This is a genomic window from Dactylosporangium sp. NPDC049140, assembly GCF_040648435.1.
Map to the genome: position 1 here is coordinate 274,439 of NZ_JBEZDS010000007.1, position 12,887 is coordinate 287,325.

The 12,887-nt window shown below is 72.1% G+C and carries 15 protein-coding genes and 1 pseudogene; 5 read left to right on the top strand and 11 right to left on the bottom strand.

The window, feature by feature from the left end; genetic code table 11:
• Window positions 1-317: 317 nt before the first annotated feature.
• The 3 genes from AB0B76_RS15010 to AB0B76_RS15020 are packed head-to-tail and all read right to left on the bottom strand — an operon-like array spanning window position 318 to window position 1,652.
• Window positions 318-1,016, bottom strand: coding sequence for an NRDE family protein (locus AB0B76_RS15010; RefSeq protein ID WP_360374810.1), 699 nt, complete (start codon window positions 1,014-1,016; stop codon window positions 318-320).
• A 10-nt stretch (window positions 1,017-1,026) separates the two neighbouring features.
• Window positions 1,027-1,293, bottom strand: a complete 267-nt coding sequence (locus tag AB0B76_RS15015) for an EAL domain-containing protein (protein WP_360374812.1) — start codon at window positions 1,291-1,293, stop codon at window positions 1,027-1,029.
• A complete protein-coding gene (locus tag AB0B76_RS15020; RefSeq protein ID WP_360374907.1) occupies window positions 1,290-1,652 on the bottom strand; it encodes an EAL domain-containing protein in 363 nt (120 codons plus the stop codon). Before AB0B76_RS15020 ends, AB0B76_RS15015 begins: the two co-directional genes overlap by 4 nt.
• On the opposite strand from AB0B76_RS15020, the gene AB0B76_RS15025 reads away from it, so the two are divergent.
• The gene (locus tag AB0B76_RS15025; RefSeq protein WP_360374915.1) at window positions 1,651-1,902 is read left to right on the top strand and encodes a hypothetical protein; all 252 of its coding nucleotides are present in this window, start codon (window positions 1,651-1,653) and stop codon (window positions 1,900-1,902) included. The genes AB0B76_RS15020 and AB0B76_RS15025 overlap by 2 nt on opposite strands.
• Here the strand turns inward: AB0B76_RS15025 and AB0B76_RS15030 are convergent.
• Together AB0B76_RS15030 and AB0B76_RS15035 are read right to left on the bottom strand one after the other, a co-directional pair.
• Window positions 1,846-2,154, bottom strand: a pseudogene (locus AB0B76_RS15030) (GGDEF domain-containing protein); the annotation flags it as partial. The gene AB0B76_RS15025 and the pseudogene AB0B76_RS15030 sit on opposite strands and share 57 nt — an antisense overlap.
• Window positions 2,155-2,269: 115 nt before the next feature.
• Entirely contained in the window at window positions 2,270-2,752 is a 483-nt protein-coding gene (locus tag AB0B76_RS15035; protein ID WP_360374814.1) for a helix-turn-helix domain-containing protein, read from the bottom strand.
• 66 nt (window positions 2,753-2,818) lie between these two features.
• On the opposite strand from AB0B76_RS15035, the gene AB0B76_RS15040 reads away from it, so the two are divergent.
• Window positions 2,819-3,325: a PaaI family thioesterase gene (locus AB0B76_RS15040; protein WP_360374816.1), complete on the top strand. Its 507-nt coding sequence runs from the start codon at window positions 2,819-2,821 to the stop codon at window positions 3,323-3,325.
• 123 nt (window positions 3,326-3,448) lie between these two features.
• Here AB0B76_RS15040 and AB0B76_RS15045 read toward each other — a convergent pair whose 3' ends face one another.
• The 6 genes from AB0B76_RS15045 to AB0B76_RS15070 all read right to left on the bottom strand — a co-directional run bounded on the left by AB0B76_RS15045 (window position 3,449) and on the right by AB0B76_RS15070 (window position 11,351).
• Window positions 3,449-4,663, bottom strand: coding sequence for a glycosyltransferase (locus tag AB0B76_RS15045; RefSeq protein WP_360374818.1), 1,215 nt, complete (start codon window positions 4,661-4,663; stop codon window positions 3,449-3,451).
• A 170-nt stretch (window positions 4,664-4,833) separates the two neighbouring features.
• Complete coding sequence (locus AB0B76_RS15050) at window positions 4,834-6,756, bottom strand: glycosyltransferase family 39 protein (RefSeq protein WP_360374820.1); 1,923 nt, start codon at window positions 6,754-6,756, stop codon at window positions 4,834-4,836.
• A gap of 62 nt (window positions 6,757-6,818) precedes the next feature.
• The gene (locus AB0B76_RS15055; RefSeq protein ID WP_360374822.1) at window positions 6,819-7,544 is read right to left on the bottom strand and encodes an enoyl-CoA hydratase-related protein; all 726 of its coding nucleotides are present in this window, start codon (window positions 7,542-7,544) and stop codon (window positions 6,819-6,821) included.
• Window positions 7,545-7,551: 7 nt separating this feature from the next.
• The gene (locus AB0B76_RS15060; RefSeq protein ID WP_360374824.1) at window positions 7,552-9,021 is read right to left on the bottom strand and encodes a glutamate--cysteine ligase; all 1,470 of its coding nucleotides are present in this window, start codon (window positions 9,019-9,021) and stop codon (window positions 7,552-7,554) included.
• 74 nt (window positions 9,022-9,095) lie between these two features.
• Window positions 9,096-10,208 (bottom strand): hypothetical protein, encoded by a 1,113-nt coding sequence (locus AB0B76_RS15065; protein ID WP_360374826.1) that lies wholly within the window; start codon window positions 10,206-10,208, stop codon window positions 9,096-9,098.
• Between the two features lie 129 nt (window positions 10,209-10,337).
• Complete coding sequence (locus tag AB0B76_RS15070) at window positions 10,338-11,351, bottom strand: helix-turn-helix transcriptional regulator (RefSeq protein WP_360374828.1); 1,014 nt, start codon at window positions 11,349-11,351, stop codon at window positions 10,338-10,340.
• A gap of 408 nt (window positions 11,352-11,759) precedes the next feature.
• Here AB0B76_RS15070 and AB0B76_RS15075 point away from each other — a divergent pair, with 408 nt between their 5' ends.
• The 3 genes from AB0B76_RS15075 (at window position 11,760) to AB0B76_RS15085 (ending at window position 12,884) form a co-directional block, all read left to right on the top strand.
• Window positions 11,760-11,978, top strand: coding sequence for a hypothetical protein (locus AB0B76_RS15075; protein ID WP_360374830.1), 219 nt, complete (start codon window positions 11,760-11,762; stop codon window positions 11,976-11,978).
• 125 nt (window positions 11,979-12,103) lie between these two features.
• Entirely contained in the window at window positions 12,104-12,661 is a 558-nt protein-coding gene (locus AB0B76_RS15080; RefSeq protein ID WP_360374832.1) for a GNAT family N-acetyltransferase, read from the top strand.
• A 10-nt stretch (window positions 12,662-12,671) separates the two neighbouring features.
• Window positions 12,672-12,884: a hypothetical protein gene (locus tag AB0B76_RS15085; protein ID WP_360374834.1), complete on the top strand. Its 213-nt coding sequence runs from the start codon at window positions 12,672-12,674 to the stop codon at window positions 12,882-12,884.
• The last annotated feature ends 3 nt before the right edge of the window (window positions 12,885-12,887 follow it).

Consider the following 12,887-nt stretch of genomic DNA (forward strand, 5'->3'; position numbering starts at 1 on the left):
GCAACCACGCGACCCGGCCGCCTGACGACCGCGCGACCGTGGCACCGCGGCGACCGTACGACCCGGCACCGTGACGACCGCGCGACCGTGGCGACCCTGGCAACCGTGGCGACCAGCGGCGTCCGACGACGACCACCGGTGCCCAGCGGCGACCAGCAGCTGCCGTGGCGACCAGCAGCGACCAGAAGAAATCGGGTCCGAAGAAGAAGAAACCGGCGGCACACGCGTCGGTCGGTGGCGCTCCATTTCCAAACCTAATTCTACCCTCCCCGACCTAACCGATCATGCCCGTAAATACGCGCCGTGACGGTGTCGTCTCAGTTCGGTAGCTGGATCTCCGACCATGGCGCGTCCGGGCCTGGGTTTGCCGTGAAGTCGTAGCGCACGCCCGGTTCGCCGATCGCGACCAGAGCCGCCGACCCCGACCCGTACAAGAGGCCCTCCACCTCCTTGCGCACCAGCAGCGGGCGCTCGGCCGCGCCCGTGAACTCGCCGCCCGACAGCAAGGCGATCCAGTCGCCCCAGGCCTCCAGCGATGACAGGCCCGGCTTCGGGTCAGGGGTTCCCGCCGCGCGCAACGGCGCGAACGAGTTCACGTCTATGCCCTGGTTCACGATCACGTGGTCGCCGGGCGGCAAGAGGTGGTGCGTGACGGCCACGCCGTCCCAGGACGTTACCGCGATCTCGGTTGGTTCGGCCCGCACCAGGTGGAAGGCGTCGAACGAGCGGAGCACGTCGTCCTCCGGGGGGAAGTGCGCCAGGGGCAGCGAGCCGCGCGTCGGGCGGTCACCCGCAGGAGGGAGGCCCGGGTGCCCGTTCAGCAGCGCCGTCACGCTCGGGCGCGCCGGGTCCACGGCCAGCCAGGTGCCGCCCGCGGTGCTGTCGCGGCCGCCGAAGCGGCCCGGCCAATGCTCGGCCGGGGGTTCCCAGGGGCGGGCCAGGTACTCGTCGCGGACCGCGGCCAGGAGAACCGGCCACGTGGCGTCGGGGTCGAACCGGAGGAGCACGGTGCACATGGACGAGACGTTATGCCCCGGGAGAACGGAGGAGAACCGAGGGCCGGGCGCTCAGCCAGTCGGCGAATTCGTCGGCCGGCAGGGGCTTCGAGATGAAGTACCTCTGGACCAGATTGCACCCCTCGTCGCGCAGGTGGTGCAGGGTCTCCTCGTCCTCCACGCCCTCGGCGACCACCATGCAGTCGAGGGCGTGGCCCAGTTGCACGGCCGAGCGCACGACCGCCCGGTCGCGGTGGTCCACGGCGATGCGCTGTACGAACGAGCGGTCGATCTTCATCTCGTGGGCAGTTCGCGGAGGCGGCCCAGCGAGGAGTAGCCGGTGCCGAGGTCGTCGATGGCGAGTTTCACCCCCAGGGCGTGCAGGCGGTCCAGGATGACCAGCGCGCCCGTCGGGTCGGCCATGATGCTGCTCTCGGTGATCTCCAGGGTGAGCGCGCTCGTGGGGACGCCGGCCTGGCCCAGCAGGCGGGCCACGATGTCGGGCAGGTCCGACTCCTGCAGGCTGTTCGGCGAGAGGTTCACGGCTACGTGCATGTCGTGGCCCGCGCGCCGCCACGAAGCGCAGCGGCGCAGGGAGACCTCGAGCACGTGCAGGGTCAGTGGGCGGATGAGGCCGGAGTGCTCGGCGAGGGGGATGAACTCGTCGGGCGTTGGGCTGGAAGACGACGACCAGGTCGCGGCGCTGGATGGCCTCGCGCAGGTCGGCGACCATGGCGAGGCGGTGCGGGCTGTTGCGGTCGTCGTCGCTGGTGTAGACGCGCACGCCGGTGTGGGTCGTCTTGGCCACGTACATCGCCACGTCCGCGCGCTGGATGAGGGTCCACGCCTCGTTGCCGTGTTCGGGGGCGAGGGCGATGCCGATGCTGACGCGTGCGTTGAGCCGTAGGTGCCCGATCGGGATCGGCTGCTCCATGGTCCCGCCGAGGTCGTCGCCGACGGCGATGGCGTGCTCGCGGGTGCGGATGTCCGGCAGCAGTACCGCGAACTCGTCCCCGCCGAAGCGCGCGACCCGGCCCCGGTCGCCCAGCCGCTCCTGGAGGCGCTCGCCGACAAGCCGCAGCAGCTGGTCGCCGGTGCGACCGCCCCCGACGCGATCGCAAGGATCGCGGCTGATGCGGCGCCCAGTGCGCCCCGGTATCTACTCGGCATGCGGGCCCCTTCCATGGGTCGATGACTCGCCGTGATCCATGGTCGACCAGCCGGTGACGGCTCGTTGTCAACAGATCGGGCGGTCTTCGCTCACGGTTCGTGACCTAGCCCACGGGTGCGCGCCTGATGGCCCCGGGCCCCGGCTGCGGGACGACGTCGCGCGGTGCGACCTCGTGGTGGCCCGCCTCGCAGACGAGCGTGGCGTGCACGTAGGCGCCGCAGCCGCGGTGGACGGTCTCCAGGGGCGGCCCGCCCGGGTCGGCGACGTACCGGTCGCCCCACTCGCGGATGGCAACGAGCAGCGGGTAGAGGTCGAAGCCCTTCTCGGTGAGGCGGTACTCGTCGCGGGCGCGGGCGCCGGGCTCGCGGTACGGCACACGGCGCAGGATGCCGTTGTCGACGAGCACGCCGAGCCGGTTGGTGAGCACCTGCCGCGGGATGCCGGTCCGCTCGCGCATGTCGTCGAAGCGGAAGATGCCGTTGAAGACCTCGCGGAGCACCACGAGCGTCCAGCGTTCGCCGAGGATCGCCATCGTGCGCCCGATCGTGCAGTTCTCGACGGACCACTCAAGTGCCCTGGGTCTCATGGTGCCAGGCTAACCCGGAGCTGAGTCTTGTTGACAGATCTAGCTTCGGCCCGCGAGGCTGGGTCCATGACGCAGACCGAGGGGGACCTCCGCAGCCGCACGTTCTCGTGGTCCGACCCGATGCTCAACGCGGCCCAGCTGGGACGACAGAGCGGGCTGGAGATGCTGCAGGCGATGCGCCGCGGCGAGCTGCCGGCCCCGCCGATCATGCACCTGCTCGGCACCGGGGGTCTCGACGCGCAGGAGGGGCGGGTCGTGGTGACGCTGGAGCCGCAGGAGTACCACTACAACCCCCTCGGCACCGTGCACGGCGGGGTGCTGGCCACGCTGCTGGACACCGCCACGGGGTGCGCGGTGCATTCGACGCTGCCGGCGGGGGTGGGGTACACGACGCTGGACCTGACCACGAAGTTCCTGCGGCCGGCCTCGATCGCGTCGGGCGTGCTGACATGCGAGGGGACCGTGCTGTCGAAGGGGCGGCGCACGGCCCTGGCGCAGGCGCAGATCACGGACGGCCGGGGCGCGCTGATCGCGCACGCGACCTCGACCTGCATGCTGTTCGAAATGCCGTGATCGCGATAAGTCGGGCGCTCGTGCGCGTGAAGCGGATGCGCGACCGGCTCGACGCGGCCCGGCTGGCCGGTCGTGCGCCCGCTGCGGGCCCGCGACTGCGACGAGCCCGCCGGGCCGGAACCTTCACGCCTTGCGGAAGACCCACACCCGCATGAGCACGAACCGCAGCAGCGTGGTGACCGCGTTCGCGAGCAGGAGCACCGCCAGCTCGGCCCCGTGCCCGTGCCCGGGCGCGGCCAGGTTGAGCCCGGCCAGCGCCGCCGCGTTGAGCGCCAGGCCGAGGGCGAACAGCAGCAGGCCCTGCACCTGGTGACGTACCGCCCCGTCGCTGCCGCGGATCGCGAACGTGAGCCGGCGGTTGAGCGCGGTGTTGGCGATCGCCGTGGCCAGCAGCGCCACGAAGTTCGCGGCCTGGGCCCCGGTCTCCGGGCGCAGCAGCGCGTACAGGGCCAGGAACGCCACCGTCGAAAGCACTCCGATGCCGCCGAAGCGCAGCAGCTGCGGCAGCATCCCGGCCGGGACGCCCTCGACCAGCGGGGCCCGCCCCAGCCGGCTGCGCAGCGCGGCGACCGGCACCTTCCCTCCGACCAGGGCCCGGCCGAGCCGCACGATGCCCTTCAGGTCGGCCACCGCGGTCGCGACGATGTCGACCCGGCTGTCGGGGTCGTCGATCCAGTCGACCGGCACCTCGTGGATGCGCAGCCCGGCGCGCTGGGCGAGCACGAGCAGCTCGGTGTCGAAGAACCAGCCGGTGTCCTCGACGAGCGGCAGAAGCTGCTCGGCGACGTCGCGGCGAATGGCCTTGAACCCGCACTGCGCGTCGGAGAAGCTGGCGCTGAGCGTGGTACGAAGGATGCGGTTGTAGCTTCTGGAGATGAACTCGCGCTTCGGGCCGCGCACGACGCGCGAGCCCCGGGCCAGGCGGGAGCCGATCGAGACGTCGGAGTGGCCCGACAACAGCGGCGCGACCAGCGGCAGCAGGGCGTTGAGGTCGGTGCTGAGGTCGACGTCCATGTAGGCGAGCACCGGGGCGTCGGACGCGGACCAGGCCTGCTTCAGCGCCCGGCCCCGCCCCTTCTCGGCCAGCCGGAGCACCTCGACACCGTCGAGCTCCGCGGCGAGCGCGCGGGCGACCTCGGCCGTGGCGTCGGTACTCGCGTTGTCGGCGACGGTGATCCGGAAGGCGTACGGGAACGTCTCGGCGAGGTGCTGGTGGAGGCGGCGCACACAGGGCCCGAGATCGGCCTCCTCGTTGTACACCGGGATGACGACGTCGAGAACGGCGCCGGCGTTCCGGGCGGCCGCGCCGATCGCGCGAGGAAGCGTCTCAGTACTCATGGTCCAAAGACTCGCGGCCCGACCTTCCGGCAAGTTCCCGCGAAGCTGTGGCCGGCCTGTGAGCGCAGAATTCCCGTCAATACCCCGGCGGACATATCTGCCGCAACACCAGCGGCCCCGTCCCGGGATGGGTTCCCGGGCGGGGCCGCTGGTTCGAGGGGGAGTAAAGCTCAACTCGTGAGGTCGTACAGGGTGGTGTTGCCGATCGTCGTCGCCGTGTAGTTGGCCTCCACCCACGCGGCGATCTCCGCGCTCACGCCGCTGCCGCCGTTGCTGCGTCCGCCCAGCCCCGCGCCGCCGATGAAGTAGTGGATCTTTCCGTCCTTCACGTACTGCTGGAACTGCGCCAGGCTCGGGGCCGGGTCGCTGCCGTTGAAGCCGCCGATCGCCATCACCGGGAGCTCGGTCGCCAGCTGGTAGCCCGAGGCGTTGTTGGAGCCGACCGCCGCGGCCGCCCAGGTGTACCTGGCGCTGTCCCGCTGCAGCGCGGCCACCACCTCGGCGCTCGGGGTCGTGGCGTTGAGCAGGCCGCCCATGCCGCCGCCGGCTCCTCCTCCGCCGCCGCCGCGGAAGGCGCCGCCGCCCGCGGGGAAGTTGCGCCCGCCTCCGCCGCCGAAGCCGTTGCCGCCCGCGACCGCGGGTCCGGCGGTGACGATCGAGCCGGTGTGCGCGGTCGCGGCCGTGTTCAGGGAGTAGGCGATCGGGCCGGCCAGGACCGCGAACAGGGCCAGCGCCGCGGCGGCCGGGCGCAGGCCGCGGCCCAGCTGCTGGCTGAGCAGGATGCCGGCCGCGCCCAGGGCGCCGGCGGCGAGCACGGCCACGCGCAGCCACGGGTGGAAGTCGGCGGCCCGGTTGAGCAGGATGTACGACCAGACGGCGGTCACGGCCACGCAGCCGCCCAGGACCAGCAGGGCGTAGAGGTCGCCGCGCCGCCGCCACAGGGTCGCCGCGCCCATGCCGGCCAGGGCGCCGATCGCCGGGGCCAGGGCCACCGTGTAGTAGTCGTGGAAGATGCCCTGCATGTAGCTGAAGACGAGCGCCGTGGTGACCAGCCAGCCGCCCCACAGCACGTAGGCGGCCCGGCGCGCCGACCAGATCAGGCCCGCGGCGGTCAGGATGAGCGCGGCCGGCAGCAGCCAGGAGGCCTGGCCGCCGGTCTGGCCGTCGAGCAGGCGCGACCAGCCGGTGGCCCCCCAGCCGCCGCCCGCGCCGCCGCCCCCGCCGCCGCCGACGCTGCCGGTCTCGTCGCCGGTGAGCCGGCCGAAGCCGTTGTACCCGAGGGTGAGCTCCAGGATCGAGTTGGTCTGCGAGCCGCCGACGAACGGGCGCCACGAGGCCGGGGTGAGCGACACGATCGCGACCCACCAGCCGGCCGAGACGATCACCGCCGCGCCCGCCGCGAGCAGCTGCACCAGGCGGCGCACCCAGCCGGTCGGGGCGAAGAGGAGGTACGCCAGGCCGAACGCCGGCACCACCAGCAGCGCCTGGAGCATCTTGGTCAGGAAGCCGAAGCCGACCGCGGAGCCGGCGAAGATCAGCCACCAGGTGCTGCCGCGCTCGATGGCGCGCAGCATGCCGTAGACGCCCGCGACCAGCAGCAGCATGAGCAGCGCGTCCGGGTTGTTGAACCGGAACATCAGGGTGGCCACCGGCGTGGTGGCCAGCACCGCCCCGGCGAGCAGGCCGGCGGCCGGGCCGTGCCAGCGGCGCACCGTGAGGTACAGCAGCCAGACCGTCCCCACCCCGATCAGCGCCTGGGGGGCCAGGACGCTCCACGAGCTGAGCCCGAACAGGCGCACCGCCAGGCCCGTGACCCACAGCGCGGCCGGCGTCTTGTCGACCGTGATGAAGTTCGCGGCGTCCGAGGAGCCGTAGAACCACGCCTTCCAGCTGTCCCCACCGGCCTGGGCGGCCGCGGCGTAGAACGCGTTGCCCCAGCCGGACGCGCTCAGGTTCCACAGGTAGAGCGCGCCGGTGGCGAGCAGGAGCAGCACGAGCGCGGGGCGCACCCAGACGGGATCGCCGGCCCGCGTCCCGGCCGGGGCCTCGGCGGGCGCCGGGGGCGCGGCCGGAGGGGTCAGCGTGGTTGTCATGCGTCCACGCTGCGGTTCGACCCTTCCGGCGGCGTGCCGATCAGCTGTGGGCGAGCTGTGAGTCAGGCCCAGCGGAACTGCGGGGCCCGCCGCGCGCCGAACGCGGCGATGCCCTCGGCCATCTCGGCTTCGCTCTGCTCAGGCACCGGACGGTCGCCGAGCACGGCCTTCGCCGCCCGCAGGGTGAGCTGGGAGCGGGCCGCGATCGTCGCGGCGAGGTCGTCGACGGTCGCGGCCAGGTTGCCGTCGGGGACCACGAGGTCGGCCAGCCCCCAGCGCTCGGCGGCGGCCGCGTCGAACAGCTCCGCGGTGTACAGCAGCAGCTTGGCCCGGGACGGGCCGACGAGCGCGGCCAGGCGGCGGGTGGTGGCGGGCGGGTACACGATCCCGAGCTTGGCCGGCGGCACGCCGAAGCGGGCCGACTCCCCCGCGACGCGCAGGTCGCAGGCGACCGCCAGCTGGCAGCCGCCGCCGACGCAGAAGCCGTCGATGCGGGCGATCGTCGGCCGCGGGAAGTCGGCGAGGGCCCGCTCGGCCGCGACCGCGAGGCTCTCGTCGCCGGCCCGGGCGATGGCCGCGGCCTCGGTGATGTCGGCGCCCGCGCAGAACGTGCCGCCGGCGCCGGCCAGCACCAGCACACGCACCGAGGCGTCCCCGGCCAGGGTGTCGAGGATCCCGGGCAGGGCGGCCCACATCGCGGCGGTCATCGCGTTGCGCTTGGCCGGGTTGGTGATGACGAGGGTGGCGAGCGGGCCGTCCCGGTGCAGGACAATCTCGCCGGTCACCACTCGCCGGTCACCATTCGTGCACGGGGACGTTCGAGTGCATCCTCGGAAGGTACTCCGCCAGCAGCTTGCGCATGGTGTCGTCCCGCTCGACCGGGCCGCTGCCCTCGATCGCGTGGGCGGCCTCGACGAGCCAGGAGGCGCCGTTGCGCTGGGCGAGGCAGCGCTGCTCGATGATGCCGAGCAGCCGGTCGCGGTGGGCGGGGTCGACGCCCCACTCGTCGAGGCCCTCGTACGCCAGCGGCAGCAGCCGCCGCAGCACGAGCTCGGTCACCGGGACGGAGCCCAGGCCCGGCCAGAACACCGAGGCCTCGATGCCCAGCCTCGCCGCGGTGTGGAAGTTCTCCTCGGCCGCGCCGAACGACATCTGCGTCCACACGGGACGCTCCTGGCCGGCGAGGCGGTGCACGAGGCCGAAGTAGAAGGCGGCGTTGGCCATGCTGTCCACGACCGTCGGGCCGGCGGGCAGCACCCGGTTCTCGACCCGCACGTGAGGCCGGCCGTCCACGACGTCGTAGATGGGCCGGTTCCATCGGTAGATGGTGCCGTTGTGCAGCTTGAGCTCGCCCAGCCGGGGCGCCTCGCCGCGGTCGAGCACGTCGATCGGGTCCTCGTCCTCGCAGATGGGCAGCAGCGCCGGGAAGTACCGCACGTTCTCCTCGAACAGGTCGAAGATCGAGGTGATCCAGCGCTCCCCGAACCAGACCCGCGGTCGCACGCCCTGGCTCTTGAGCTCCTCCGCGCGCGTGTCGGTGGCCTGCTCGAACAGCGGGATGCGGGTCTCGCGCCACAGCTCCTGGCCGAACAGGTAGGGCGAATTGGCCCCCAGCGCCACCTGTACCGCGGCGATCGACTGGGCCGCGTTCCAGTAGGAGGCGAAGCGCTGGGGCGTCACCTGGAGGTGGAACTGCACGCTGGTGCAGGCCGCCTCGGGCGCGATCGAGTCGCAGCGCACGTGCAGCCGCTCGATGCCGTCGATGGAGATCAGCAGGTCTTCGCCGCGGGCGGTGAAGATCTGCTCGTTGAGCAGCGCGTAGCGGGGGCTGGCCGACAGCACGTCGGGCGTGAGCAGGTCGCGGCGCAGCGTCGGCAGGATGCCGATCATCGCCAGCCGGGTGTCGACCTGGGCCGCGTGCTCCTCGGCGGCGTTGAGGCTCTCGCGCACCTGGGCCTCGAAGCGGGCCAGGCCGTCGCCGGCCAGCCGCTGCGGCGGCACGTTGATCTCGATGTTGAACTGGCCCAGCTCGGTGACGAACGCCGGGTCGGCCAGCGCGTCGAGCACGCGCTGGTTGCGCAGCGCCGGGTCGTAGTTGTCGTCGACGAGGTTGAGCTCGATCTCCAGGCCGCTCATGCCCTCGCCCGTGTCGAACGGGTTCTCGGCCAGCATGCGCGCGAACGCGTCGAGGCATCGGCGGACCTTGTCCCGGTACCGCATCCGGTCTTCCCGGCTGAACACCGTCGACTCGACGTCCTTGCCCATGGGCTGCCACCTCCGCGCGGGAAGAGCCGTGCCCTCTGGCATACCACGCTGCGCGGCTTTTTACTCCTGACGGTTTACGACACAGGATGCAGGCTCAGGTGGCGCAGGGCCTCCTGGACGTCGCCGAGCGGGGGCACCCGGTCCAGGAACGCCGCCCACGCGAGCCGGTCGCGCTGCCAGGCGTCGAGGTACCGCACGCACAGCTTCGGCGTGATCTCGGCCCGGCTGGCCTGGGCGGTCGTGAGCGCGGCGACCATCCGCTCCCGCTTGGCCTGGGCCGCCGCCCGCTCCCGCTTCGCCCGCGGCATCGGCATGTGCCGGGTCCGGTCGAGGATGCCGGCGATGAACGCCTCGCGGCGGGTCAGGTAGTCGCGCCAGAAGTCGACGCCGGCCTCGGCCAGGCTGCGGCCGTCGTCGAGCAGCTCGAACACGCCCTCGGCGAGGCAGTCGCCGAACTCCTGCCGGCGGGCGCGCTTGGCGCTGCGGTAGGGGTCGTACTCCTTCTGCTCGGCCCGCCCCGTCACGGCGACGCGCCGGTCGCGGACGTGCTCGAACAGGAAGAACCAGTCCTCGTTGTAGACGTGCGGGAAGTACGACCGGCTCCGCGCGGGCACGACCAGCGCGCCGCCGCCGATGAACGTGTCCTGGGTACCGCCGACCTCGCGGTTGGCGTGGCAGACCACCGAGTTGTCGGGGAAGCCGGCGTTGGTCAGGCCCACGGCCGCGTAGTCGGCGAGCAGCCCCGCGGCGCCGCGCACGTCGTCGGCGGTCACGGTGATGTCGTCGTCGAGGAAGAGCACCGCGCGCCAGTCCGGCATCATGTGCGCCACGGCCAGCCCGATGTTGCGCTTCATGCTCGTGTCGGTCCGGCCGCTGAACGGGGTGTCGTCGAGCAGGTCGTCGGTCTCGAGCTGGGGCAGGCCGGCCCGCGGCGGCACGTCGACGGCGACGGCCCGCACCCCGGCGGCCGCGGCCGCGCCGAGCACGGGCCGGGCGTGGCTCCAGCGGCTGCACAGCACGATCAGCAGGCAGTCCAGGTCGCCGGCCAGCCGCATCGCCCGCTGCAGGAAGCCGACCTTGCGGTTGGTGGGCACGATGACGGCGTCCACGGTGCCCGGCACGGCGGTGGCCTCGCTGAGCAGCTTGGTGTGGGAGTAGTGGTGGCGCGGATCCGCGGGTTGGGTCATGAAGCGGGTGGCCGTCCGCATGACGCGCCGCGCGGGTGTGGTGCCGACTCCACGCGTCGCCCTCCCGTGGGTTCCCCCGTCCGTGTGACGGCTACTCTACGGCCCGCTCACCCGGACTGTCACAGCTGCTCAGGCCGGAGCGAACGGCCATTCGTGCAGGCGCATGCTCGCGTCGGTGAGATCGGGAACCTTGACCACCCCGGCGACCACGGGGATCCGGCAGACCAGGCTGAACTTCGGCGCGCCGGCGAAGCGACGCTCCAGGTAGCGGAAGTTCGCGGCCCGCCGCTTGGTGTTCGTGTCGGTGAGCGCGCGGACGATGCCGTAGGTGCCGCGGCCGAACATGCCGTTGAAGAGGGTCACCGTCGTGTCGGTCGGGCTGAACGGGTTGGGCGCGCGGCACAGGTGCGCCACGTCCTCGCGCAGGATGGTCCGCTCGTTCTCCTCCCGCAGGTCGGGCACGAGGGTCCGCTGCTCGCCGCCCGCGTCGGTGACCTCGAAGCCCCCGGCGACGCCGTCGCGCTCGACCTGCACGACCGGGAGCCCGAGCTCGTCGAGCAGCTGGCGGGTGAGGGTGTTGAAGTCCACGCCGCCCAGCACCAGCAGGTGGTTCTCGAGGTCCTCGTCGGTCAGCCGGGTCACGAGCCGGCGGCGCACGTGGCTGTCGGGGTTGATCCGGCCCACGTACGCGTACAGCTCGACCAGCGCGTCCAGGTCGGCGTAGTTGTAGAGCTCGACGTGGTCCGGGTCGAGCGGGTCGGCCAGCTCCTTGGCCGGCTGCATCTTCTCGGGCAGCTCCGCGCAGACGATCGTGATGGGCCGGCCGTCCGGGTAGTACAGCGGGTTGGCCGGCTCGGAGAGCCCGAAGTCCTTCTTGATCTCGTCGTAGCGGGCCCGCTCCCCGTCCGTCAGCTGGGCGAGCTCGAACAGCGTCGGCGGGTCGGCGGTGAACGAGCGCGGGGTGGCGAACAGGCGGGCGTACTTGTCGAGGTACGCGCCGCTGGGCCGCACCGACTTCTCCCACGAGGAGATGAGCGGGGTGCTGACGCCGAACGCCCGCGCGATGTCGGTCTGGGTGAGCCGGCCCGACGGCAGCCCCGTCAGGCGGAGGTTCCGAAGCTGCTCCGCGAGATCCCCGGCCATCGCGCGCCCCCTTTCAGCCAACTTCAGCGGCGCGCCGGACGCTCCCCTAAATCCGCGATCTGCGCATTTAGGGGAGCGATGACGGTGATTGCTTCAGCAGCTGCTGAAACCATAGGCTTTTTCACAGGAGAAGTCGAGGATTTCAGGTCATCACTGAAATTCAGTCGCGGATCGACTGAAACGAGGGGGGTCGGAGTGATGTCCTACGGCCGAGTCCGCCGCACCAGGGGCCCGCCCGGCATCGACAAGTGACACCGCACGAAATTGGGGCGTCCTCGGTTGCCGCCGAGACGCCCCATATCGGCAGCTCCCCTGTGTCCGGGCGAGGATCAAGGAAACGTACCAATGGGCATTATATTCCTCCTCAGTTCATCGGGAAATCACGGAACGGCGGCGAACCCGGCGGTCGTGATCGGCGCGGCCGCGCTCGTGATCACCCTGGTCGCGCGCTGGCTCGGCCGATCGGTGCGCAGGCACCAGACCCGCCGCGTCCACCTGACCCATCAGCAGCAGGCCACACGGGACGACGCGGGCGCCGACATCGTGCGGGCCTGCTTGGTGCTGGCGGTCCTGTGTCCCGTAGTGTTCGTCACGCTGTACGAGGTGTTCCACGCCGGCACCGGCTGAGGACACCGGAGTTGCAGCGGGTTTAGCGGCGCGACAACCGGGGACGGCAGCGGTGGGGCGGCCGTCCCCTCCCCGTGCACAGCCAGCCAGGTCCGCAGCAGTCGGCCAGAGGGAGCTCGACGACGGTGCTAGAGGTACGACCAGCGGTCAGCGAAGACCTGCCGGCTTTGACCGAGGCGTTCAAGCAGCCCCACTACTTCCAGGAACGCATCGCCCGCCAGCCCCACCTCGGCGTGCTCTTCGTCGCCGAGCACACCGACGACACCGCGACCCGCGTGGCCGGGGCCGCCTTCCTGCGGATGCTGCCGGCCGAGGAGTGGGAGCTGCGCGAGCACCTGCGCAACGTGCCGATCCTGAGCCACCTGCAGGTCGCGCCGCAGCGCCGCCGCCAGGGCGTGGCCTCGGCGATCATGGACGCGGCCGAGGACTACGCGCGGGCGAAGGGGCGGGCCCGGATCGCGCTCGGCGTCACCCTCACGAACGCGGCGGCCCGGCGGCTGTACGCCAACCGGCAGTACGTCGAATGGGACTTCGGCCCGGTCAACGCCATGGTGGTGGAGTGGGACGAGGCGGGCCGCAAGCACTTCGGCGTCGAGCGGTGCCAGATCATGGTCAAGGCGCTGCCGGCTCCGGCGACGGCGGGCTTCGGCAAACGCCCACAAATGCGACTTATCCTCGCGTAGCGTCGCCCCCATGGCGGGATCCGGGCGGGACGCGCTACTGAAGGTCGCGAACGTGACCAAGCGGCACGAGCGGGAGCTGGTCGTCGCCGAGCAGGTGCGGAGCCTCGCCGGGGACGGGATGGAGACCGTGGTGACCGAACGGCGGCTCATGGACGCGGCGATCAGCCGGGCCACCGAGCGCTTGATGGCGGAACTGGAGGACCAGTCCCGACTGGTCCGTTAGGGC